General features: G+C 66.9%; 30 protein-coding genes. 17 read left to right on the top strand and 13 right to left on the bottom strand.

Annotation, left to right across the window (positions count from 1 at the left end):
- Window positions 1-13 precede the first annotated feature (13 nt).
- The gene (locus OM977_RS19460; RefSeq protein WP_264355497.1) at window positions 14-697 is read right to left on the bottom strand and encodes a DUF1345 domain-containing protein; all 684 of its coding nucleotides are present in this window, start codon (window positions 695-697) and stop codon (window positions 14-16) included.
- A gap of 327 nt (window positions 698-1,024) precedes the next feature.
- On the opposite strand from OM977_RS19460, the gene rpsF reads away from it, so the two are divergent.
- The 4 genes from rpsF to rplI all read left to right on the top strand — a co-directional run bounded on the left by rpsF (window position 1,025) and on the right by rplI (window position 2,808).
- A complete protein-coding gene (gene rpsF, locus OM977_RS19455; protein WP_232084085.1) occupies window positions 1,025-1,330 on the top strand; it encodes a 30S ribosomal protein S6 in 306 nt (101 codons plus the stop codon).
- 55 nt (window positions 1,331-1,385) lie between these two features.
- A complete protein-coding gene (locus OM977_RS19450) occupies window positions 1,386-1,973 on the top strand; it encodes a single-stranded DNA-binding protein (RefSeq protein ID WP_264355496.1) in 588 nt (195 codons plus the stop codon).
- A 125-nt stretch (window positions 1,974-2,098) separates the two neighbouring features.
- Complete coding sequence (gene rpsR, locus OM977_RS19445; protein ID WP_003800144.1) at window positions 2,099-2,338, top strand: 30S ribosomal protein S18; 240 nt, start codon at window positions 2,099-2,101, stop codon at window positions 2,336-2,338.
- 17 nt (window positions 2,339-2,355) lie between these two features.
- Window positions 2,356-2,808: a 50S ribosomal protein L9 gene (rplI, locus tag OM977_RS19440; protein ID WP_264355495.1), complete on the top strand. Its 453-nt coding sequence runs from the start codon at window positions 2,356-2,358 to the stop codon at window positions 2,806-2,808.
- A gap of 84 nt (window positions 2,809-2,892) precedes the next feature.
- Here rplI and OM977_RS19435 read toward each other — a convergent pair whose 3' ends face one another.
- The gene (locus tag OM977_RS19435) at window positions 2,893-3,342 is read right to left on the bottom strand and encodes a DUF1801 domain-containing protein (RefSeq protein WP_264355494.1); all 450 of its coding nucleotides are present in this window, start codon (window positions 3,340-3,342) and stop codon (window positions 2,893-2,895) included.
- 66 nt (window positions 3,343-3,408) lie between these two features.
- Here OM977_RS19435 and OM977_RS19430 point away from each other — a divergent pair, with 66 nt between their 5' ends.
- The 3 genes from OM977_RS19430 to OM977_RS19420 all read left to right on the top strand — a co-directional run bounded on the left by OM977_RS19430 (window position 3,409) and on the right by OM977_RS19420 (window position 5,477).
- On the top strand, window positions 3,409-4,269 hold the full coding sequence (locus tag OM977_RS19430) for a PhzF family phenazine biosynthesis protein (protein WP_442960672.1): 861 nt from the start codon (window positions 3,409-3,411) through the stop codon (window positions 4,267-4,269).
- A 175-nt stretch (window positions 4,270-4,444) separates the two neighbouring features.
- Entirely contained in the window at window positions 4,445-5,071 is a 627-nt protein-coding gene (locus OM977_RS19425; protein ID WP_264355493.1) for an FMN reductase, read from the top strand.
- A 61-nt stretch (window positions 5,072-5,132) separates the two neighbouring features.
- A complete protein-coding gene (locus OM977_RS19420; protein WP_264355492.1) occupies window positions 5,133-5,477 on the top strand; it encodes a TFIIB-type zinc ribbon-containing protein in 345 nt (114 codons plus the stop codon).
- A gap of 39 nt (window positions 5,478-5,516) precedes the next feature.
- Here OM977_RS19420 and OM977_RS19415 read toward each other — a convergent pair whose 3' ends face one another.
- Both OM977_RS19415 and OM977_RS19410 read right to left on the bottom strand, forming a co-directional pair.
- Window positions 5,517-6,089 carry a hypothetical protein gene (locus tag OM977_RS19415; protein ID WP_264355491.1) on the bottom strand — a complete coding sequence of 191 codons (573 nt, stop codon included), beginning with the start codon at window positions 6,087-6,089 and terminating at the stop codon, window positions 5,517-5,519.
- 3 nt (window positions 6,090-6,092) lie between these two features.
- Window positions 6,093-6,560: a hypothetical protein gene (locus OM977_RS19410; RefSeq protein WP_264355490.1), complete on the bottom strand. Its 468-nt coding sequence runs from the start codon at window positions 6,558-6,560 to the stop codon at window positions 6,093-6,095.
- Between the two features lie 625 nt (window positions 6,561-7,185).
- Between OM977_RS19410 and dnaB the strand changes: the two genes are divergently transcribed.
- Window positions 7,186-8,571, top strand: coding sequence for a replicative DNA helicase (gene dnaB, locus OM977_RS19405; RefSeq protein WP_264355489.1), 1,386 nt, complete (start codon window positions 7,186-7,188; stop codon window positions 8,569-8,571).
- A gap of 4 nt (window positions 8,572-8,575) precedes the next feature.
- Here dnaB and OM977_RS19400 read toward each other — a convergent pair whose 3' ends face one another.
- Both OM977_RS19400 and OM977_RS19395 read right to left on the bottom strand, forming a co-directional pair.
- A complete protein-coding gene (locus OM977_RS19400) occupies window positions 8,576-9,601 on the bottom strand; it encodes an acyl-CoA thioesterase (RefSeq protein WP_264355488.1) in 1,026 nt (341 codons plus the stop codon).
- 169 nt (window positions 9,602-9,770) lie between these two features.
- Window positions 9,771-10,205, bottom strand: a complete 435-nt coding sequence (locus tag OM977_RS19395) for a DoxX family protein (RefSeq protein ID WP_264357491.1) — start codon at window positions 10,203-10,205, stop codon at window positions 9,771-9,773.
- Window positions 10,206-10,365: 160 nt separating this feature from the next.
- Here OM977_RS19395 and OM977_RS19390 point away from each other — a divergent pair, with 160 nt between their 5' ends.
- The 3 genes from OM977_RS19390 to OM977_RS19380 all read left to right on the top strand — a co-directional run bounded on the left by OM977_RS19390 (window position 10,366) and on the right by OM977_RS19380 (window position 12,816).
- Window positions 10,366-11,721 (top strand): MATE family efflux transporter, encoded by a 1,356-nt coding sequence (locus OM977_RS19390; RefSeq protein WP_264355487.1) that lies wholly within the window; start codon window positions 10,366-10,368, stop codon window positions 11,719-11,721.
- A 48-nt stretch (window positions 11,722-11,769) separates the two neighbouring features.
- Window positions 11,770-12,363, top strand: coding sequence for a hypothetical protein (locus OM977_RS19385; RefSeq protein ID WP_264355486.1), 594 nt, complete (start codon window positions 11,770-11,772; stop codon window positions 12,361-12,363).
- Window positions 12,364-12,447: 84 nt separating this feature from the next.
- Window positions 12,448-12,816 (top strand): hypothetical protein, encoded by a 369-nt coding sequence (locus OM977_RS19380; protein WP_264355485.1) that lies wholly within the window; start codon window positions 12,448-12,450, stop codon window positions 12,814-12,816.
- Window positions 12,817-12,867: 51 nt separating this feature from the next.
- On the opposite strand, the gene OM977_RS19375 is transcribed toward OM977_RS19380, so the two are convergent.
- Entirely contained in the window at window positions 12,868-13,410 is a 543-nt protein-coding gene (locus OM977_RS19375) for a CGNR zinc finger domain-containing protein (protein ID WP_264355484.1), read from the bottom strand.
- A 138-nt stretch (window positions 13,411-13,548) separates the two neighbouring features.
- Between OM977_RS19375 and OM977_RS19370 the strand changes: the two genes are divergently transcribed.
- Both OM977_RS19370 and OM977_RS19365 read left to right on the top strand, forming a co-directional pair.
- Window positions 13,549-14,574, top strand: a complete 1,026-nt coding sequence (locus OM977_RS19370) for an EamA family transporter (RefSeq protein ID WP_264357490.1) — start codon at window positions 13,549-13,551, stop codon at window positions 14,572-14,574.
- A 9-nt stretch (window positions 14,575-14,583) separates the two neighbouring features.
- Window positions 14,584-14,856: a DUF2277 domain-containing protein gene (locus OM977_RS19365; RefSeq protein ID WP_264355483.1), complete on the top strand. Its 273-nt coding sequence runs from the start codon at window positions 14,584-14,586 to the stop codon at window positions 14,854-14,856.
- A 64-nt stretch (window positions 14,857-14,920) separates the two neighbouring features.
- On the opposite strand, the gene OM977_RS19360 is transcribed toward OM977_RS19365, so the two are convergent.
- The 4 genes from OM977_RS19360 to OM977_RS19345 form a co-directional block, all read right to left on the bottom strand.
- Window positions 14,921-17,248: a heavy metal translocating P-type ATPase gene (locus OM977_RS19360; RefSeq protein ID WP_264355482.1), complete on the bottom strand. Its 2,328-nt coding sequence runs from the start codon at window positions 17,246-17,248 to the stop codon at window positions 14,921-14,923.
- Between the two features lie 48 nt (window positions 17,249-17,296).
- Entirely contained in the window at window positions 17,297-17,527 is a 231-nt protein-coding gene (locus OM977_RS19355; protein ID WP_264355481.1) for a heavy-metal-associated domain-containing protein, read from the bottom strand.
- A gap of 69 nt (window positions 17,528-17,596) precedes the next feature.
- A complete protein-coding gene (locus OM977_RS19350) occupies window positions 17,597-17,941 on the bottom strand; it encodes a metal-sensitive transcriptional regulator (RefSeq protein WP_264355480.1) in 345 nt (114 codons plus the stop codon).
- A gap of 266 nt (window positions 17,942-18,207) precedes the next feature.
- Window positions 18,208-18,714, bottom strand: coding sequence for a universal stress protein (locus OM977_RS19345; RefSeq protein WP_264355479.1), 507 nt, complete (start codon window positions 18,712-18,714; stop codon window positions 18,208-18,210).
- 200 nt (window positions 18,715-18,914) lie between these two features.
- Between OM977_RS19345 and OM977_RS19340 the strand changes: the two genes are divergently transcribed.
- From OM977_RS19340 to OM977_RS19325, 4 genes are all read left to right on the top strand, one after another.
- Window positions 18,915-19,217 (top strand): DUF4193 domain-containing protein, encoded by a 303-nt coding sequence (locus tag OM977_RS19340; RefSeq protein WP_264355478.1) that lies wholly within the window; start codon window positions 18,915-18,917, stop codon window positions 19,215-19,217.
- A gap of 128 nt (window positions 19,218-19,345) precedes the next feature.
- A complete protein-coding gene (locus OM977_RS19335; protein WP_264357489.1) occupies window positions 19,346-19,546 on the top strand; it encodes a hypothetical protein in 201 nt (66 codons plus the stop codon).
- Window positions 19,547-19,607: 61 nt separating this feature from the next.
- Complete coding sequence (locus OM977_RS19330; protein WP_264355477.1) at window positions 19,608-20,753, top strand: WD40/YVTN/BNR-like repeat-containing protein; 1,146 nt, start codon at window positions 19,608-19,610, stop codon at window positions 20,751-20,753.
- Window positions 20,754-20,759: 6 nt separating this feature from the next.
- Window positions 20,760-21,047 (top strand): MoaD/ThiS family protein, encoded by a 288-nt coding sequence (locus OM977_RS19325; protein ID WP_264355476.1) that lies wholly within the window; start codon window positions 20,760-20,762, stop codon window positions 21,045-21,047.
- A 5-nt stretch (window positions 21,048-21,052) separates the two neighbouring features.
- On the opposite strand, the gene OM977_RS19320 is transcribed toward OM977_RS19325, so the two are convergent.
- Both OM977_RS19320 and OM977_RS19315 read right to left on the bottom strand, forming a co-directional pair.
- Complete coding sequence (locus OM977_RS19320; protein ID WP_333474022.1) at window positions 21,053-21,289, bottom strand: hypothetical protein; 237 nt, start codon at window positions 21,287-21,289, stop codon at window positions 21,053-21,055.
- Window positions 21,290-21,484: 195 nt separating this feature from the next.
- Entirely contained in the window at window positions 21,485-22,057 is a 573-nt protein-coding gene (locus OM977_RS19315) for a GNAT family N-acetyltransferase (protein ID WP_264355474.1), read from the bottom strand.
- Window positions 22,058-22,068: the final 11 nt, after the last annotated feature.

Genomic DNA, 22,068 nt, shown 5'->3' with positions numbered 1-22,068 from the left:
GCCGCCGGCGGGGCTAGGCGGCGAGCCCGATCACCAGGTTGATGGTGGCCGCCAGGATCACAGTGCCGAAGATGTAGGACAGCAGGCTGTGCTTGAGCGCCTCGGCACGGATGCCATGGTTCTGCAGGGCAGTGTCCGACACCTGATAGGTCATGCCGAGGCTCGTGGCCAGGTAGGCGAAGTCCGTGTACTGCGGGGGCCGCTTCTGGTTGAAGTCCACTCCGCCCACCTCTGAGCCGGCCTTCCGGCCGGTGCTGTAGTACAGCTGCGCGTAGCGCAGGGTGAAGAGCGTCTGGACCAGCAGCCACGACAACGCCACGGAGGCCAGGGCCAGCAGGCCCCCGCCCAGCCGGGCGGCGGCCTCGGAATTGTTGTGGGAGTCAGCGACGACGGCTGCCACCGCGGCCAGGCTGGCGACATTCGCGGCCAGGATCAGGAGGTCGGTGGTGCCCCGCGACGGATCCTCGGCCGTGGCATGGGAGCGTGTCTCCCCCGGATCCATGCGTCCGATCACCACCCAGACCCAGATCAGGTAGGTCAGCGCAGCGACGTCCCAGAAGATCGTGGGAGCCTGCACCCAGCGGCCGGCCAGGCCGGCGGCGATCGCTCCGGACAACCCGGCCAGCAGCATAACGGCGAAGCGGAGGCGGCTTCTGCGGACGGGCACGCTGCGTCGGGACGCGGATCCGGTGTTCATTCCCTGATCATGGCACGCCACCCGGCTCCCGCCGCCGTCCGTCCGCATCGCCGCCCGCCGCCCGCCGCCCGCCGCCCGCCCACCGCCCGCCCGCGGCACGTCCGGACCGGTTGTCCACATGGCGGCCAGCGCTCTTCCGGACCGGCCGGGCGGCCCGTACGGTGGGGGCACGGAATCGCCGAAACCGGCACGGATGCACTAAGCTATTGAAGTCTGTGCTGCGCCCTGCCTCCGTTCCGGGGGTGTTGCGAGGCGCATGGCACCGCAAATGAACCTCCTGTTACGGAAATGCCGTAACCGCTTAGCCCAAAGGAGGTGGGTTCACATATGCGTCCTTATGAATTGATGGTAATCATCGACCCCGAGGTCGAAGAGCGTACCGTTGAGCCAACGCTTCAGAAGTTCCTGAGTGTCATCACCAACGATGGTGGAACCATCGAAAAGGTTGACATCTGGGGCCGTCGTCGCCTGGCCTACGAAATCCAGAAGAAGTCTGAAGGTATCTACGCCGTGGTGAACTTCACCGCTGAGCCGGCTACCGCCAAGGAACTTGACCGCCAGCTGAGTCTCAATGAGACCATCATGCGCACCAAGATCACCCGCCCCGAAGTACAGAAGGTCGTTGCTGAGTAATTCAGCTCCCGATTTTCACTCTTCATCCCCGCAGGAACGCACAAGGAGGCAGTAGATGGCAGGCGAAACCACTATTACGGTCATCGGTAATCTCACCAATGACCCCGAACTGAGGTTCACACCGTCAGGTTCGGCAGTAGCGAATTTCACCATCGCTTCTACTCCCCGCACCTTCGATCGCCAGTCCAATGAGTGGAAGGACGGGGAAACCCTGTTCCTCCGCGCGTCGGTGTGGCGTGAAGCAGCCGAGAACGTCGCCGAATCCCTGACCAAGGGCATGCGCGTGATCGTTTCCGGTCGCCTGAAGAGCCGTTCCTACGAAACCAAGGAAGGCGAGAAGCGCACCGTTATCGAGCTGGAGGTCGACGAGATCGGCCCCAGCCTGCGCTACGCCAACGCCAAGGTCAACCGCACCCAGCGCTCCGGCGGTGGGGGTGCCGGAAACGGCGCCCAGGGCGGCTTCGGCGGCGGCAACAGCGGCGGTGGCTTCGGTGGCGGCTCTGGTGGAAACCAGGGCGGCAACTCCGGCGGAACCTGGGGCGGCAACCAGCCCGCACAGCAGGATGACCCCTGGGCCACGCCCGGTGTCAGCAATGCAGGCGGCGGCTGGGGCAACGGCCCGGATTCCGAACCTCCCTTCTAAACAACATTTAAGGTTCGACGCCGAACCTGACGGGCCGCCGCGAGGCGGACCCCTGCAGGCCGACGTCGGATCACCACCATCCCGTGGATCAATATCCACGGGCTCCATCGAATAGGAGCTCCACGATGGCTAAGGCTGAACTCCGTAAGCCCAAACCAAAGTCCAACCCCTTGAAGGCCGCTGACATCACTGTCATCGACTACAAGGACGTAGCATTGCTGCGCAAGTTCATCTCCGACCGCGGAAAGATCCGCGCCCGTCGCGTCACTGGCGTCACGGTGCAGGAACAGCGCAAGATCGCCCAGGCAATCAAGAACGCCCGCGAAGTTGCTCTGCTGCCTTACTCCGGCGCTGGCCGCGGCTAAGGAAGGGATTAACTAACATGGCAAAGCTCATTCTGACCCACGAAGTAACCGGTCTCGGTGCTGCTGGCGATGTTGTCGAGGTCAAGGACGGTTACGCACGTAACTTCCTGCTGCCCCGCGGCTTCGCTCTGACCTGGTCCAAGGGCGGCGAGAAGCAGGTTGAGTCCATCAAGGCTGCCCGCGTTGCTCGCGAGCACGCTTCCCTGGAAGACGCTCAGAAGCAGGCAGCTGCACTCTCCTCCAAGCCGGTCAAACTCGTCGTCAAGGCTGGCGAGACCGGACGCCTGTTCGGCACCGTCAAGCAGGCCGACGTAGCCGACGCGGTTGAGGCCGCTGGCCTTGGCAGCATCGACAAGCGCAAGGTTGAACTGCCGGCACACATCAAGTCGGTCGGTTCCTACCAGGCCAACGTCCGGCTGCACGCCGACGTTGCCGCTGTGATCGAACTCGACGTAGTCGCGGGCAAGTAGCCCCAACGGCTAGGCAGCCCTGAACTGCCGGAAGGCCCCCGCCTTCGATTCCCCAGAGGAACCGGACGCGGGGGCCTTCTGTCGTTAAGTCCTTAAGGCTCTGGCGTGGTGCAGGACCGTGGTCACGTGCCGGTAGCCGATGCGGATCAGCTCGGTGAGCACCGCCTCGTCGACGTCGTCTAGCTTGTTGATGTACAGGCAGCCTGCGCCGGTCTTATGCTTCCCCAGCCGCGCCAGCAGTCCGGCCGCCTCCGGACCGTACGTCAGTCCGTAGAGCGAGAGGCTCCCTTTCCGGGGTGAGAAGCCGATCGCCGCGGCATCGCCCTCGCGGCCGGTGTCGTACTTGTAGTGGTACCGGCCGAAGCCCACAATCGTCGGGCCCCACATCTGAGCCTGCTCCCCGCTGATGCCGGACATCAGGTCGAGCAGGCGGTACCCGTCGGCGCGGCGAACCGGATGCTCGACGTGGGCCAGGAACTCCTGCACGGACGCCGCCGTGGCCTGGGTCTTGTTCTGTGTGCTCTTTTCCGCCATGGGGGCAGTCTGGCAGAGCGCGGACGCCTTGTCAGCCATGGGGGCCGCTGGTGATAGCCTGCAGCCGTGAACCCGATTACCGCCCAGACCCAGCGACTCCGTCCCTTCGCCCAGGTGGACGTTTTCTCCGCCGAACCGTACCGGGGCAACCCGCTCGCCGTCGTGCTCGACGCAGAGGGCCTCACGACGGAGCGGATGCAGCGGTTCGCCAACTGGACCAACCTGTCGGAGACAACATTCCTGCTGCCGCCCACCTGCCCTGAGGCAGACTACCGCGTGCGGATTTTCACCGGCAGTGAAGAGTTCCCCTTTGCCGGTCACCCGACCCTGGGCTCGGCGCACGCCTGGCTTGAAGCTGGCGGCCTCCCCCGGCACGACGGGTTGCTGGTGCAGGAGTGCGCGGCCGGCCTGATCCGGGTGAAGCGCGACGGCGCCCGCCTGGCCTTCGCGGCTCCGCCACTGACCCGCTCGGGACCCGTTGCGGAGGAGGACCTGGGACGCATCGCGGCGGGCCTGGGACTGCCCCGGGAGGCGCTGCTGGACTCCTCCTGGCTGGTCAACGGGCCGGACTGGATCGGCGTGCTGCTCGAGTCGGCGGCGCAGGTACTTGCGGTCAGGCCTGACTACACGGCCATGAAGGGGCTCAAGGTCGGCGTGATCGGCCCCCACGCCCCGGGTGCAGGGGTTGACTTCGAGGTGCGCACCTTCATCCCTGGCGATGCCGCCGCGGAAGACCCCGTCACCGGAAGCTTCAACGCCGGAGCTGCCCAGTGGCTGACCCGCAGCGGGCGGGCGGCGGACTCCTACCTCGCGGCGCAGGGAACGGTGCTGGGCCGCGCCGGTCGCGTCCACATCGAGGCCAGCGGGGACGACATCTGGGTGGGCGGACAGTCGGTGAGCTGCATTGAAGGGTCTGTGCTGCTCTGAGGGACACCCCGGACCCGTTGCCCTTTCAGTTGCGGCTGCCATTTCCGTCCGTTTGGGCCCGAAAGTGATAGAGCAAACGGAGGGCGGGAATAAACGGCGTGGGCCGCCGCTTCTACAGGTAGATGCAAACGCATATAGTATGGCCGGACCGGCCAACGTCACCCAAGGAGCACCTGTGGAAACCCGCCGAATCACCGTTCTTTCCGCCGGACTCGGCGTTCCGTCGTCGAGCCGCCTCCTGGCGGACCAGCTGGCAGCCTCGGCGGAACGGCAGCTGGCGGCATCGGGCTATGCTGTCACTGTCGACGTCGTAGAACTCCGGGACCTCGCGGTCGACATCGCCAACAATTTCGTGACCGGATATGCGGCTCCCCGACTGGCCGAAGTGATCGCCGGCGTCGACGCCTCCGACGGGATCATCGCCGTCAGCCCGGTCTTCAGCGCCTCCTACAGCGGCCTGTTCAAGTCCTTCATTGACGTGCTGGATCCCAAGTCGCTGGAGGGCAAGGCCGTCCTGCTGGGCGCCACCGCCGGCACGGACCGGCACCAAATGGTCCTGGACTACGCCATGCGGCCGCTCTTCACGTATCTGCGGACCCGGGTCGCCCCCACCGCGGTCTTCGCGGGCCCGCAGGACTGGGGGAACAACGACGACGGCGGGTCGCCACTCTCGGCGCGGATCGAGCGTGCGGCGGGCGAGTTTGCCGCCCTGCTGCAGGGTGCCCAGCCCCAGCAGAAGCCTTCTCCGATGGCGTCGATGCCCTTCGAGCAACTGCTCGCCGGTATTTCCCGCGGACGGTAACGCCAGCGCCCCGGCGGGCGCGGCTGCGAACGATTCCGGCGGCCCGCTCGTTGTCCGGGACATGAAGTGTCCTGTGGATTCAATAGACCTGATCATGAGTGAACGAAGCGGCGTCGAAATCGACTACTGCCCGCAATGCCGGGGCGTGTGGCTGGACCGCGGTGAGCTCGACAAGATCATCGACCGCGCGGCGGACCTGATGGGCGCCTCGCCGGCCCCGGCAGCCTCACCCCAGTCGCCCCCGGCCGGGCATCTCCCGCCCCCGCTCTACAGCGTCGAACCGCGCCGGGATGACCGCCACTATGACGAGCGCCGGGACCGGCCCCGGTACGACCAGCCACGCTACGATGACCGCCGCCGGCCCAAGAAGAAGGAAGGCTGGCTGGGCGAGATGTTCGACTTCTAGCCTGCGAAAGCCGGCCGCGGAGCTCCTGCCGCCGAGGGCTCAATCGTCCAGCAGGGCGATGAACTCGAGGGCCTGCTTCATGGAAATGTCCGAGTGGCGGGTCAGCGCGGTGGCCGCCGCCTCCGTGTCGCCGCTCTTGGCGAGGGTGCGGATCCTGCCATAGATCTCGTCGTTGAGCATGTTGCTGCTGACCTCGCGAGTAACGTCGCCCTTGCTGGCGATTGCGCGGTAGCGGTACGGGAAGCGCTGTGGGGTATCGTCCTCGTCCTCACTGGGGGCCTGCTCTGCAGTGGGCGGCCGGAAGGGCTGGGGGTGGGCGGCCAGGGCCCCGACGGCGTCGCGGGAAGCGCGCAGCCCTTCTCCCGTGCTCTCGAAGTAGAGCTTGATGGCGGCCATTGCCTGACCTTGTGCGATGAGCGCGTAGAGACGCCGGTGCTGTTCCTGGTCCAGTTTGGCCGCTGCGGCGCGGGCCAGCTCAACGGAATCTCGACTGGGCGGCGGCGTAGAACCAGGCAGAACCTTGTTCCCTCGCCGGCCGATTGCCTTGGCTGCCAGCACTACGCCGGCCCCGACGAGTGCCAGAATCAGGACGGGGATGATCAGGGATTCCATGTACTACAGCCGATCTACGTATTTCTTGGCGGTCAAAAGATCTGAATGGGTCGCCTGCCGCAGCAGCTTGATGGCTTGGATCTTCTTGCCGTCGCGAGCCAGGGACTGCAGCTGGAGGGCGAACTGGGGGTTCAGCTGCCCGCCCGGCAAAACCGGGCCCTGATAGCCGTGCTGGCCCACGGCCGGCGCGGAGCCGACCTGGGCGCGCAGGGCCGCGCGGGCGTGATCGGCCTGCTGGGACTGCTGTTGCTCATTCTGGCTGGGACGGGTCACGGCGTCCACCCGGGCCCGCGCCGCAGTGGCAGCCTGGACCTGCGCCGCATAGTGCGCCTGCGAGCGGGCGGCCAGCTCGAGCTGATAGCGCTCCGCGTCCGACATGCCGAAATCGCGGGGTTTGAGGGCCGTGGCGAACGCCCAGAGGACTGCCGCCAGGATAAGGGCAGGGAGGATGACCAGCAAGACTTCGCCCATGCTTAGAGCTTATGCCAGATTGCGGTTGTCCACAGCATATTCTGGCGCTTGCATACAGGGCGCTAAAGGTGGCGTCAATTCCCGGTAAAGGCGTGACACCCCTCACCAAATGTGAATATTTCAGCCCTGATGTGCCACCCGAGACCCGGGCATATCCCCAGCCCGGGGCCTGGGCTGTGGATGAAAAATTCCGAAAATATTTTTGTGTCCACAAGGTAAAGACAGTGTTTCCGCAGGTCAGCGCGGTATTTCGGGGAGAACAATTTTTCTATCCACAGCTGTTCCCACAGGCTGTGCACAAGCATGGAGCGGTAGTGCACAGCTTATCCACAGGGGTGGTGTCCGGTCGTCTTGGTGCCTGCCCGGCTGGGGGATACCGTTGCTGGAGATCGGGCGGCGGATGCGGAAATCCGGTTCGCCTGGGTCCCTGCCCACGGAAGCCGCGGGGCCTCACGCCGGATCTGCGCCTTGGATCCCGGCATCGGGCGGCAGAACTGTCGGTGCCGACTGATAGGACTGGTCCCATCGGTACGCGCCGGGCTGGACGTCACTGGCACCAAGGCAGATGGCTTACGCGCCGCCGGCGAAGATTATCCGCCGCGGCACACAATGGAGGACGGCAGTTTTGTCAGTAACGCATCTGGACACGGTCGAGGGTACGCGAGGATCCGAAGGCAGCCGCAAGCCCCCGCAGGACATCCCGGCGGAGCAATCGGTGCTGGGCGGCATGATGCTGTCCAAGGACGCCATCGCCGACGTCGTCGAAATCCTGCGCGGCCAGGACTTCTACCGGCCGGCGCACGAGACGGTCTACGAGGCCATCATCGACCTTTACGGCCGCGGTGAACCTGCCGACGCCGTTACGGTCTCGGATGAACTGACAAAGCGCGGCGAGATCAACCGGATTGGCGGCCCTGCGTACCTGCACGAGCTGATCCAGACCGTCCCGACGGCAGCCAACGCCGGCTACTACGCCGAGATCGTCGCGGAGCGCGCAGTGCTGCGCCGGCTCGTGAACGCCGGGACGAAAATCGTGCAGCTCGGTTATGGCCAGGACGGTGAGGTTGAGGACCTGGTCAACCAGGCCCAGGCCGAGGTGTACGCCGTGGCGGAGCGCCGCACGGCCGAAGACTATGTGGTCCTGAAGGACGTGATGGAATCCACCGTCGACGAGATCGAGGCCTCGGGCCATCGCGGGGAGGGAATGACCGGCGTCCCCACTGGGTTCTATGAACTGGACGAACTTACCCACGGACTGCACCCCGGCCAGATGATCGTCATTGCCGCCCGTCCGGCCGTCGGTAAGTCCACCTTCGCCCTCGACTTCGCCCGCTCGGCCGCCATCAAGAACAACCTCGCCACCGTGATGTTCTCGCTGGAAATGGGCCGGAACGAGATCGCCATGCGCCTGCTGTCCGCCGAGGCGACCATCGGTCTCCAGGATCTCCGCAAGGGCACCATCAAGGACGAGCAATGGTCGAAGATCGCGACCACCATGGGCCGGATGAATGATGCGCCGCTGTTCATTGACGACAGCCCCAACATGTCGCTGATGGAAATCCGCGCCAAGTGCCGGCGCCTCAAGCAGCAGCACGACCTGAAACTCGTGATCCTGGACTACCTGCAGCTCATGAGCTCGGGCAAGAAAGTCGAGTCGCGCCAGCAGGAAGTGTCCGAATTTTCGCGTGCGCTGAAACTGCTCGCCAAGGAGCTGCAGGTCCCCGTGATCGCCCTCTCGCAGCTGAACCGCGGGTCCGAGCAGCGCCAGGACAAGCGGCCCATGGTCTCGGACCTGCGCGAGTCCGGCTCCATCGAGCAGGACGCCGACATGGTTATCCTCCTGCACCGCGAGGATGTCTATGACAAGGAATCCCCGCGCGCCGGTGAGGCGGACATCCTCATCGCCAAGCACCGTAACGGCCCGACCAAGGACATTGTGGTGGCCTTCCAGGGGCACTACTCGCGCTTTGCCAACATGGCGGCCGATGCGGGCGGCGGGGGCGGCTTCTAGGCTTCTAGGCGTCCGCTCCGGCCGGCCCGGCCGCTGAGCCGGGCCCGGCGGATGGCTGCGGACCGGCCGCCGGGAGCAGGTGGTTGGGCAGCCGGTTCCCCGGCGCGCGTCCGCGGATTTCGAGCAGCTCGCGGGCGTGGGCGTGCAGCCGCTTGTCCTCTTCGGACTGCGGACTCCATTGCGGGATGGGGACCGACGTGCCGGTTCTATCGCGGGCAACCATCACGGTCAGGCAGTACGTGGTGAGATTCAGCTCGCGTCCCTTGGGGTCGCCTGAGCGGACATGGACGGCAACATGCATGCCCTTGGTGCCCGTGTAGACCAGCCGGGCCTCGACTTCCACGACGTGGCCGATCAGCAGCGGCCGGTAGAAGCGCACGCCGCCGGAAAATACCGCCACGGTGTCCAGCCCGCAGTAGCGGGACGCGCACACGTAGGCCGCCTCGTCGATCCATTTCATCACGATGCCACCGTGGACTTTGCCGCCCCAGTTAACGTCCGTGGGGGCCGCCATGAACCGCAGGACCACGCGTTCGGCCGTACCGGCGTCGGTATATGCCTGTGCATTCATGGCCCGGACGATGTCCTCGCGGACCTTGATCCTGGCCACGGCGTGGTCGCGCTGTTCTATCTCCTCCGGCGTTGCAGGCTCGAAATGCGGTACGGAAACGGGCTTGCCGTCCTCGCCGACGGCCACGAAGATCACCATGCACTGGCTGCGCATCGTGGCAGGGCCGCCTTTGGGGTCGCCCGAGGACACCACGGTGCGGATGTGCATCGAGGACCGTCCCGTGTAGACGATGGTGGCCTCGACTTCCACCATGTCGCCGCTATTGACGGGGTCCGCGAAATGGATGTTCCCCACGTAGGCCGTCACGCAGTAGGACTTCGACCAGCCGACGGCGGCGGCGTAGGCGGCCTTGTCTACCCACTCCAGCACCGTGCCGGCGTCGACGGACCCGCTGTGGCCCAAGTCGGTGGGGGCTGCAAGGAAACGCAGGGTGACGGAATTGGCGGCTGTCTCACTCATGCTGGCAGTTTACTGATGCTCGTCTGAACCGGCCCGGGCCAGCGACACAAAGGCCACGCCGGCCGCCATAAGCAATCAGCAGCGACGCCATGACCACGTCCGGAGACGACGCCGGGCGGCCACCCATGGTGACCGCCCGACGTCGCGTGCTTGCGTTTGGAGCCGGAGCCTAGGCCAGGACGCTGAGCTTCGATCCGCTCCGGCCGAACAGCACCTTATCGACGGACACCTTGCCTGCTCCGACGAGGGCGACGGCCAGGGCTGCAGTAGCCAGCAGCAGTACCAGCTCATAGCCGCCGGTTGCGGCGAAGACTCCGGCCGGGGCGTGGACCAGGACCAGGGCGCCCAGCATGTTGAGGGTGAGGAGGACTGCGAACACCCGGGTGAGTACACCGAGTATCAGCGCAATGCCCCCGACCAGTTCCAGGGTGGCCACTACGGGGGCGGCCACTTCCGCAGCCGGCACGCCCATCTTCGCGAACGAGGCCTGGGTGCCGGCGACGGTGAATTCGTTGAATTTCTGCCAGCCGTGGGCGGCGAAGAGAAAGCCGGTGACGAGGCGCAGGATTGTGCGGGCCGAGGTGGTCAAGGTGGACTGGTTCATGGAATATACCGTTTCGTGAGGGGGAGCCGCGCGGGTCTTGTGGTGCCGCTCAGCGGTTGCGTTCACATTAAGTCTTCCTCCTGATTGGTTGAAATGTCAACTAATTACGATTTATGGACTGCCACAGGTGCGCCGCCCGCCCCGCGGTTAGGGTTGTTCCGTGCCCGCATCGTCCCTGCCCTCCGCCACGCTGCCGTCCCCGGGCAGCCGCCGCCACGAGATCTTCCGTCTTGCCGTCCCGGCCTTCGGCGCCTTGATCGCCGAACCGCTGTTCCTGCTTGCCGATTCTGCGATTGTCGGCCATCTGGGCGTGGCCCAGTTGGCGGGCGTCGGACTGGCTTCCGCGGTGCTGCATACGGCAGTCGGGCTGATGGTTTTTCTCGCATACTCCACGACGCCGGCGGTGGCCCGGGCGGTGGGCAGCGGGCAGTTGCCCAAGGCCCTTGCGGCCGGGCGCGACGGCGTCTGGCTGGCCTTGCTGCTCGGGACCCTTCTTGCCGCGGTGGGTTTCGTAGCCGCCGACCCGCTCCTGGAGCTCATGGGAGCCCGGGGTGAGGTGCGGATGTTCGCTGTGGACTACCTGCGCTGGTCGATGCCCGGACTCGTTGCGATGCTGCTGATCTTTGCGGGCACCGGTGTGCTGCGCGGCCTGCAGGACACCCGCACTCCGCTCATAGTCGCTGCTGCCGGGTTCACGCTGAACATCGTGCTGAACCTTTTCCTGGTCTACGGGCTGCACTGGTCCGTCACGGGCTCCGCGGTCGGCACCAGCATCGCGCAGTGGGCCATGGCCCTTGTTTATGTCGGAATGGTGCGACGCAACGCCCGCAGTTCCGGCGTGCCCCTGCTGCCGGACTGGCGGGGCATCCGGTCCATGACCAAGGTGGGCTCGTGGCTGATGCTGCGGACGCTGAGCCTGCGGATCGCCATCCTGGCCACGGTCGTCGTGGTCACCGCCCAGGGCCCGGTGAACCTCGCAGCGCACCAGCTTGCCATGACCGTGTTCACCTTCCTGGCCTTCGCGCTGGACGCTCTGGCCATTGCGGCGCAGGCCCTGATCGGCAAGGAGCTCGGCGCGGGCCATGCGGCGGCGGTGCGGGAGCTTACCGGGACGATGGTCCGGTGGGGCCTCGGCTTTGGCGTGCTGACCGGGATCCTGCTGGCTGCCGCCGCACCCTGGGCCGGCCTCCTGTTCACCTCCGATGCGGAGGTCCGCTCCGCACTCACGCTCGCCCTGTGGGTGCTCGCGGCGGGCCAGCCCGTTGCCGGGTACGTTTTCGTCCTGGACGGCGTGCTCATCGGGGCGGGGGACGCGAAGTACCTGGCGGTCGCAGGCGTCGTCAACCTGGCCCTCTACCTGCCGCTGTTGCTGGCGGTCCGCGTTTCCGGGGCCGACGGCGGCGCGGGGCTGCTTTGGTTATGGGCGGCCTTCTCGCTGGGCTACATGCTGGCCCGGGCCCTCACGCTGGGCCTCCGGGCGCGGACCGACCGGTGGATGGTGCTCGGCGTGCGGTAAGCGGTTGCCCCGACATGCGCCGCAGCTGCTTCGCACTAAACTGGACGGGTGACTCACCCCGCAAACCCTGACGCGTCCACCGCCCTGCCCGCCGACGCGGACCTCTGGAGGCCCGTGCTCGTCCGGGCCGCCGTCGCACTGGGCTTCGGTGCTCTGACCGTGTTCTGGGCCACCCCCTCCGAAGCCGGGATGGGCTGGGCGGGCGGACTCTACCTGCTGGCCACCGGAGCGGTGCTGGTCTGGAGCGTCAACAAATCGGGATTCCCCGGCGGCTCCCGATCCGGCAAGATCCTCTCCGCGGCAGGGTCGCTGCTCGCCGGAACCGGTGCCGCCGTCGGGCTGCTCTCCAGCAACCTCGTGTTCGGAGTCCTCGGGGCACTCGGGCTGGGCCTGGCTGCCGCCGCAGAACTGTACCTCGGTATCATCGGCCGCGGCCGGAGCGTGCTGGCGCGGGACTGGATCGCTTCGGGCGTGATCGGGCTCGGCACGGCGGCGGCGCTGCCGTTCTTCATCAACCTCGGACCGCACGCGCTCCTCGGGGTCGCCGGTGGCGGCGCCATCATCACCGGCGTGCTGTGGATGCTGGGGGGACTGACGCTGCGGCACGATGCGCGGCGCGATTCCATCGAGGCCGTAAACTAGTAGGGACAGGTTCTACCCTGCGTAGAACAATTGCGGTATCAAAACTGCCACGCCCCCGGGCGTCGGCTGCAGGAGGAAAGCACCTTGGCTCAGCAGAAACCCGGAGAACCGCGCAGCCTGCGGACCTCGGTCAAGGGACCACTCCTGTTCTCCGCATTCTGGGCTGTGCTCGCCTTCTTCGCCGTCCTGATCTTCGCCTCCGGCGGCAGCGCCAAGACGCCCCGGTTCGACCTTGCCTTCACCGGAGCCGGCATCGCGTTCATCGTGACCCTGGTCCTGGCCGCCATGCTTGCAATGAGCTACAAGGGCAACGACGAGCACCTGGGCAAGGGATCCGGCGTGAATCTCAGCTCCAGGAAGTCACCTTCCGGTTCCGGCGGCTACCCACCACGGCCCGATCCCGATGGCCCCGGCACCAACCCCGACGGCACGCCCCGGGACGAGCTCCGCTAGTTCGCTGGGGCGCAGCTTAACGGCGGGCCCGCCGTCCCGATCCCGCCGCGGTCAGGACGCCGCCTTGCGCGCCCGGTAGGCCGCCACATGCGCCCGGTTCGCGCAGTTTCCGGTGTCGCAGTAGCGCTTGGAGCGGTTGCGGCTGAGGTCCAGCACCACCGCGTCGCAGTCCTCCGCGGTGCAGACCAGCAGCCGGTCCATCTCCTTGCTGCGGATCACATCGACCAGGGCCATGGCGGCCTCCGTGCTCATCCGGTCGGCCAGCGGAGCCTCCGGGGTGGTGGCGTGCAGGTGCCAGTCCCAGCCATCGTGCTTGACGAGCTGGGGGAGCGCCCTGGCGTCCCGCAGCAGCCGGTTCAGGGTGTCCACGGCCGCAGCTTCTTCAGCGAGCCACAGTTCCGCCAACTCGCTCCGAAGGCGGTGCACACTGGCGAGTTCGGCCGCGTCCCCGGTCCGGGAGCCGGTGAAGCCTTCTGCCGCCAGGAAGCGGTCCAGGTCCGCCGTTGTGGCCAGCTCCTCATCGCCATTGGCCGCGGTGTTGATGAGGTTGACCACGGAGCGCAGGGCAACTTCCGTGTCAGGGGCAAAAACCATCTTGACTCCTTACCTGGGTCGGGCGTATTGTCAGGACCATAACCCCATCTTACTCCTGACAGGAGGCAGCCCGTGTCTGCCGCACGCCGCTCCGCCGATGCAACGGCCCGGAATCCCGCAACCCCGCTGGACGCCGCAATACCCGCCCCGGGGAAACGGGGGCCCCGCGCACAAGGCGCCGCCTCGGGTTTCCTGGCTTCGGGACTGGGAGTGGCCCTGCTGTCCTCCGCGGTGTTCGGTCTCTCCGGATCGTTCGCGAAGGCATTGCTGGAAACCGGCTGGACGCCGGGGGCGGCGGTCACGGCACGACTTACGGGAGCGGCGCTGATCCTGGCCGTCCCCGCCGTTCCGGCCCTGCGCGGGCGCTGGCATCAGCTCCGGAACAACTGGGTCACTGTTTTGCTCTTTGGGCTCATCGGCGTCGCGGCCTGCCAGCTCTTCTACTTCAACGCAGTGGAACGGCTCTCGGTGGGCGTTGCGCTGCTGCTGGAGTACCTCGCCCCCGTGCTCATTGTCCTCTGGCTCTGGGCTGCCAGCCGGAAGCGGCCGAACCCGCTGACCATCGCGGGCACCCTGCTGTCCCTGGGTGGCCTCGTCCTGGTCCTGGATCTCACGGGAGCCGTCAAGATCGATCTCATCGGCGTGCTGTGGGGGATCGCGGCCGCCGTGTGCCTCGCGATTTACTTCTTCATCACAGCCAGGGAGAACGACACGCTCCCACCGATCGTGCTGGCGTCCGGGGGACTCCTGGTGGGCGCGGTGGTCATGTGGCTGGCAGCAGCCACCGGCCTGCTGCCGATGGCGTTCAGCACCGCCGACACCCGTCTGGGTCCCTGGATCACCCCCTGGTGGGCGGCGCTGGGCGGCCTGGTGGTGCTCGCCACGGTGTTGGCCTACCTCACCGGCATTGTCGCCGCGCGGGCGCTCGGATCCAAAGTCGCCTCGTTCATTTCGCTCACCGAGGTGCTGTTCGCCGTGATCTGGGCGTGGCTCTTGCTCGGTGAACTGCCCGGCCCCATCCAGCTTCTGGGCGGTGTCCTGATTGTCGGCGGAGTGGTCCTGGTCCGGCTGGACGAGCTTCGCGGCGGAGCGGCGGCGGTACCCCTGCCGGCGTCGTCATCATCCCCGGCCGCGGGCCTCGATCGCACGGGATCCGGCGCTTAGCATAGAGCTATGTGCCGAAACATCCATACCCTGCATAACTTTGAGCCCCGCGCCACCACGGCCGAGGTGGAGGCCGCCGCGCTGCAGTATGTGCGCAAGATCAGCGGCAGCACCAAGCCGTCCAAGGCCAACGAGGAAGCCTTCAACCGGGCCGTCCACGAGATCGCGCACGCCACGCAGCACCTGCTCGATTCGCTGGTGACGCACGCTCCGGCTAAGGACCGGGACGAGGAGGCCGCCAAGTTGCGCGCCAAGGCGCAAGTCCGGTTCGGCGCAGCCTGAGGTCCGCCGCTGCCCTCGGCGCAGCCTGAGGTGGCGCTGCGTGATCAGGTGGCGCAGGGGCGGACTACTTCGCGAAGCTGCGCAGCCGCAGCGAGTTCGCCACCACCAGGACGGAGCTCGCGGCCATGGCCGCGCCCGCGATCATCGGATTGAGCAGTCCCAGGGCAGCCACCGGTATGCCGACGGCATTGTAGAAGAACGCCCAGAAGAGGTTGGTCCTGATGGTGGCCAGGGTCCGGCGGGACAGCTCGATGGCCAGTGCCACCTGCCCAAGATCATTTCCCATGACGGTCAGGTCCGCGGCCTCGATGGCGACGTCCGTGCCGGAGCCCATTGCAATGCCGAGATCGGCCTGTGCCAGCGCGGCGGCGTCGTTGACCCCGTCTCCGGCCATGGCCACGGTGGCTCCTCCGGCCTGCAGTTCGCGCACCGCCTCGACCTTGCCGGCCGGCAGGACGCCCGCAAAGACGTCGTCGGGGCCGATCCCGACGGCGGCGGCCACCTGCGCAGCCACTGCGGCGTTGTCGCCTGTCAGCAGGATCGGCCGGAGTCCGAGCCGCCGGAACCTGGCGATTGCCGCCGCGGAGCCTGGCTTGAGCGTGTCACGCAGGCTGATGATTCCGGCGGCCTTCCCGTCGACGGCCAGCCAGATGGCCGTGCCGCCGTTCTCCTCCGCCTCGCTGAGGAGAACCTGCTGCCCGGCAGTGATCGAGACCCCGTTTTCGTGCAGCCAGCCCGTCCGGCCGGCGGTGACCAGGCGGCCCTGGACGGTGCCCTGAACACCGCCGCCAGGGGCGGAACGGAAGCCGGCGACGGCGGGTAGCCGGCCGCCCTCGCCGCTCTGCCGCCCAGCCGCCAGGGCAGCTGCGGCGATGGCATGGGCGATGGGGTGCTCGGACGCGGCCTCGACGGCCCCTGCCAGCCGCAGGACTTCGGCGCCGCTGAACGGGGCGAACGCCTGCGTACCGTCGACGGCGAGGCGGCCCGTGGTCACGGTGCCGGTCTTGTCCAGGACGATGGTGTCCACCGTCCGGGTGTCCTCCAGCACCTGGGGCCCCTTGATGAGGATCCCCAGCTGGGCCCCGCGGCCGGTCCCGGCGAGGAGTCCAACCGGCGTCGCCAGCCCAAGCGCGCAAGGGCAGGCGATGACCAGTACGGCCACAGCAGCCGTGAAGGCGGCGCGGAGCTCGGCATCGCTGATGGCGGGTCCGGCGGCGAGCAGCCAGCCGGCAAACGTGAGCGCGCTGATGACCAGCACCACCGGGACGAAGACCGAACTGATCCGGTCCGCGAGGCGCGCGATCGGCGCCTTTCCGGTCTGCGCCAGGGAGACCAGGCGGCCCATCTGGGCGAGAGTGGTTTCCGATCCCACCCGGGTGGCGCGCACCAGGAGCCTGCCGGAGGTGTTGATGGTGGCACCCGTGACCGCGCTGTCCGGCCCGACTTCCACAGGCACCGACTCGCCGGTTACGAGGGAGGCGTCCACGGCGGACGAGCCGTCGATTACGATGCCGTCGGTAGCGATCTTCTCGCCGGGGCGGACCACGATCACCTCGCCCACCGCCAGCCGGTCCGCCGGAACCTTGTATTCCATACCCCCGCGGAGGACGGTGGCATCCTTGGCGCCCAGCTCCAGCAGGGCCCGCAGCGCGTTCCCGGCTTTCTGCTTGGCGTTGGCCTCCAAGTAGCGCCCGAGCAGCAGGAATGTGGTGACGACGGAGGCGACCTCGAAGTAGAGCCCGCCCGGACGCGTCTCCATGGCGTCCATGCCCTGCGCGTCCCCGGTCAGCCCGGGATTGGCCAGCAGCTGCCAGACGGAAAACAGGTAGGCAGCGACGACGCCGAGGGACACGAGGGTGTCCATCGTGGACGCGAAATGCCGGGCGTTGACTGCGGCCGCCCGGTGGAAGGGCCATGCCGCCCAGCTCACGACCGGCAGGGCCAGGACGCCGGCCGCCCAGCCCCAATTCGCGAACTGGAACGCCGGGAACATCGACATCAGGAGCACCGGGACCGTCAGGGCGGCTGCCGCCAGGAGCCGCGGGCGCAGCGTTGCCGCGGAGCCCCCGTGGGCCAGGTGGTCCTCGCCGGCGCCGTGCCGTTCCGCCTGCCCGTCGCCGGCGTAAGGGCCGACCGGCTCCTTGCCAGCGGTGGGGCGGATGGTGGCCTTGTAGCCCGCTGCCGCTACCGTGGCGGTGATTTGCTCGTCGGTGACGTCGATCGGGACGGTCACGTGCGCGGACTCGAGGGGAAGGTTGACCGAGGCTTCGACGCCGTCGAGTTTTGCGAGCTTGCGTTCGACCCGGCTGACGCAGGAAGCGCAGGTCATGCCCTCGATATCGAGCTCGATGGCCCGGCTTCCCGGCTGGTTCAGCAGATGCTCGTTAGTCACGGTTGCTTCCTTGTTCGGGTGGCGTGCTGTTGCGGCTGCGCCGGGTGTTCAGGCTTCGTTGGCCACCACAAGGTAGCCTGCCTCGGCAACCGCCTCGCCGATTTCGGCAGCGGACAGTGCCCCGGTGGAGGTGATAGTCACGCTGGAGACGCCGCCGGCGTTGAGGTCGACGTCGACCTGCTCGACGCCGGCCAGCGCCTCAATCTCTTCGCTGACAGAGGACACGCAGTGGCCGCAGGTCATCCCGGAAACGCTGACGGTGGTGGAAACGGTGCTCATGGCTTGCTCCTTGTTGGCGGACGGCTGGAGTTCAGCAGCCCGATTGTGTGCCAGGTGGTGGTGTTGCCGCTACCGCAGCAGGCGCCCGATGGCGTCGGTGGCTTCCTTGACCTTGACGTCGATGGCTTCGGCGCGGAGACCTGGATCAGGCTCGGACGCCGCCCCGACGACACAGTGGCCGATGTGTTCCTCCACCAGCCCCAGGCTTAATGCGTGCAACGCCTTGGTGGCGGCGGCGACCTGCGTGAGGATGTCGATGCAGTATTTGTCCTCGTCGACCATCCGGGCGATGCCACGGACCTGGCCTTCGATCCGCTTGAGCCGCCGCAGGTAGGCCTCCTTGTTGGAGGTATAGCCGTGTGGGGGCTGTTCGGCGTCGGTGGGGGCCATAATCGGGAGTTCGGACTCATCCATGGCCTCAACATATACCCCCTGGGGGTATCGCGCAAGTACCCCCTGCGGGTATCCCGAAGACCGGGCCTGCCGAAAAACGGTCCGGACATTAAAAAGGCTCCGGAGCGCGTTATTGGGGGATACGCACTCCGGAGCAGTTTTTGGGGTAGTCCCTTCAATGGGCTACGAAAACAAGCTTACTTGGGGAGATCCGGGGAAAGCCAGCACCGCGAATAACTACTTTCGCTTTACTTTCCTGCGGTAGATTTCCGCTGTTTACGGACCCGTCAGGAACCGCGGGACTTGCGGCCAGGACGCGGCGCGGGCACGATCAGGATCGGATGGTCCTGGTGATGGCTGAGCCACGCGGCTACAGATCCGTTGAGCGCTTCGGAAAGCCGGTGCCCCAAGCCCCGTTCCGGCGTACCGACGACAATCATGGCTGCCCCGGCTTCGGCGGCGAGCCTGCCGAGCGCCCGGGCCGGGTCGCCCGCGAGCGTCCGGAGGCTCCAGGCAACCCCGGGGCCGTCGCAGGCCGCCGCCACGACGGAACGCAGCTCCCGGGTCACCGCCCGTATTTCGGCGTCGTCCGCGTCGGGGTGGAGCGACAGCCGGTGCGCCGTGCGTGCCGGGTCCCACTCCACCAGATAGCTGGCCTCGTCCACGTAGGCGCAGATCAGGGGAGCGGACAGACCTGCGGCGAGCGATGCCGCCGTCCGCAGTACTTCCGGATACTGTCCCGGCACGACGCCGACCACCACGGGCAATGGGCGGGTGGAGGCGTCGTCGGACATACTCAATTGTTGCCCCACGGCGCAAGCCTGAACAGGGGCTTACTTCCCCGGATGTTGCTGCGGCAATTACCGTAGCGGCCGGCATGCGGGTACACTTCGACGTCGACGGCGACGACTTCTCCATCGGCTCGGGAATACCATACCCATGGTGGATGTTGCACTCCCGTCAGACACGAACGACAGAAAAGAGAACCACCTAAGTGGCAACCGATTACGACGAAGTACGCTCCGACGTCAAGGAGTCCCAGGACAGTTCCCTGGAAGCGCTGCAATCCGCAAATGCACCTGATGCCCGCAGCGTGGTCCGTGAACTGGATGAATCCGATGCGCTCGACGACACGATGACCCCGGGCGGTGAGTTCGTTGCCGAGGAGTTGGTCGTACAGGTCATCCCGCAGGCTGAAGACGAGTTCACCTGCTATTCCTGTTTCCTGGTCCGGCACCGCTCCCAGATCGCCCGCGAAAAGAACGGCCACAAGTTCTGCGTCGAATGTGAAGGCTAGGCCGCTGCAGGGCTAAGGGCCTGGAGGCCAGCACGTCTTCGGCCCGGGATTGCTGCCAGAGTCCACCGGCCCTTGAACACCCCCGGTCCGGGGCCTAACGTGGAAGAACGGAAGGAAGGGTGACCGCCGTGGAAATCTTCATGTGGTGGCTGGATCTGGATCTGGCGAGCAAGGAGTGGCTGCGGGAAAACCTGCGCGCCGATGAACTTCCCCTGCCGGTGCTGCAGGGGATTGCCGAGGCCGGCGGTCCCCGCCCGGAGGAGGTCTCCGCGGTCCTGACGACTGCGGACTGGGACTTCATCGAGACCCAGTCCGAATTCGTCGACTGACGGCCCCGCGCGCCAAATCAGGGGCGTAAAGCCATTGCGGCCTCCCGGTCTGGGTGGTTGCATGGGGGGCATGGCTACCGCAGAGAGTTATGTCCTGGCGATCGGCACTAAAAAGGGGCTCTGGCTGGCAAGCAGCCCGGACCGCAAGGATTGGTCCCTTTCGGGACCGCACTTCCTGATGAGCGAAGTTCCCAGCATCGCCATCGACACGCGCGACGGCCGGAGCCGGATCCTGGTCGGTGTTCGATCCGAGCACTGGGGCCCCACCGTCTTCCACTCCGATGACCTGGGCGCCACCTGGAACGAGCCCGAGCACGGCGCCATCCGCTTTCCGGAGGGTACCGACGCCGCCCTCGAACGCGTCTGGCAGATCCACCCGGATGCCGAGTCCCGCCCGGGAGTGGTCTGGGCCGGTTGCGAACCGATTTCCGTCTGGAAGTCCACCGACGGCGGCGAGCACTTCGAACTGAACCGGGGACTCTGGGACCATCCGCACCGCACCGAATGGGGAGCCGGCTACGGCGGCGCCGCCGCGCACTCGATCGTCCTCGACCACACGGGCGAGAAGGTCCATGTCGCCATGAGCACCGGCGGCGTCTACCGCTCGCTCGACGGCGGCACGTCCTGGGAGCCCCGCAACAGCGGGATATCGGCGTACTTCATGCCGGATCCTAACCCCGAGTTCGGCCAGTGCGTCCACAAGATTGCCGCCGATGCCGCCGTCGACGGCCGGCTCTACGCGCAGAACCATCACGGTGTCTACCGCACTGACGATGACGCCGAGCACTGGGAATCAATTGCGGAAGGGCTCCCCGCCGACTTCGGTTTTGTGATGCTCACCCATCCGCGCCGGGCCGGGACCGCGTGGGTGATCCCGCTGAAGGCCGATGGGGAAAGAATCCCGCCGGACGGCAAACTCGCCGTCCATCGGACCGGCGACGCCGGCTCCAGTTGGACACGGCTGGATGCTGGACTTCCGCAGGCCGAGTTCAATGCGGTGCTCCGGGACGCCGCGTGCGTCGATGCCGCGGAGCCGGCCGGCGTGTACTTCGGAACCCGCGGCGGCAGCGTGTATGCCAGTTCCGATGAGGGCGAAAGCTTCACGGAGGTGGCCTCCCACCTGCCCGACGTGCTGTGCGTGCGGGCCGCTGCCGTGTCCGTTGCAGGGGACCCTGGCGCCGTGCCGGACGTCGCCCTGAACGCGTAGGTACCGATGGCTGACATCAGCGTACTGCTCCCCAGTGTGCTCCAGCCGCTCGCCGGCGGACAGTCCATCCTGACTGCGCCCGCCGACGGGACGGTGACGGTAGCGGGGGTGCTGGATATGGTGACCGGGGCCTATCCGGCGCTCTCAAGGCGGCTGCGGGATGAAACCGGGAAAGTCCGACGCTACGTGAATATCTACGTCAACGGGAACGAGATCCGCCGGTTGCAGGGCCTGGCCACCGAGATTTCACCCGGCCAGGAACTGCTGATCATCCAGTCCGTCGCAGGAGGCTAGCGGCCTCAAGCGACCCGCCAGAGGCTGCACTCGTCCGTGTTGATGGCTCTGCGGGTACCTGACGCGCGGTCAAGGATCCAGACGACGCCGATTCCCGGCGCGGTCTCCTGGACGCTGCCGCGGCGGATCACGACGTCGTCGTAGCTCGGGCCGACCCTCAGGCGGGCCTCGATTTCATCGCCGCGATGCAGCTGATCCACGGCGCGGATACGGGTCACATGGGCGTTGGCTTCCTTCAACATGGCGGGGCCTCCCGGACTGGAGCTGGTGCCTGCTATTGCCGGCACCTCCAGTGTCCTTCGTCAATGTTGCCGCTGCATTTCTACCCGGTAAGCGCTTGGTTAGATCTGGACACGCTCTGATGGCTGTTAGATTTCCATTGCGTGCCATGCGTGCCATGCGTGCCACGTGGGTGTAGTACGCCGACGGACCTGGAATCAGCGCAGGTTGAGCCGCATCAACACCCGAGGAAATCCGTTGATCACGGAGTCGGTGTCCGCGGCCTTGGCGAACCCGGCTTGTTCGAAGAGCCCGCGGGTGCCTACATAGGCCATGGTCAGATCCACATGGCTGCCGCGGTTATCGACAGGGTAGCCCTCGATGGCCGGCGCACCGTAGCCGCGGGCAAAGTCGACGGCGCCCTGCAGCAGGTGATGCGAGATGCCCTCGCCGCGGCGGCCGGGCCGCACGCGAATGCACCACACCGACCACACGTCGAGGTCGTCGAGGTGGGGGATCTTGCGGTTGCGGGCAAAACTGGTGTCGGCGCGCGGATGGATGGCCGCCCAGCCCACCACCTCGTCGCCGTCGTACGCGATCACCCCCGGCGGCGGATCCTGCCCCACGAGCTGCTCCACCAACGCCCCGCGCTCTGTGCCGCGCAACTCCAGGTTCTGTTTGGAAGGGATGCGGTAGCTCAGGCACCAGCAAACGTTCGCGTCGGGACGCTTGGAGCCAACCATCGTTTTCACGTCGTCGAACTGCGTCGCCGGACGAATCTCGATCGCCATGCCGCAGGTCC

Origin of the sequence: Pseudarthrobacter sp. MM222 (assembly GCF_947090775.1) — a bacterium.
Lineage (GTDB): Bacteria > Actinomycetota > Actinomycetes > Actinomycetales > Micrococcaceae > Arthrobacter.
The sequence above is the reverse complement of the archived record's forward strand: the minus strand, read 5'-3'. Positions and strand labels throughout refer to the sequence as shown.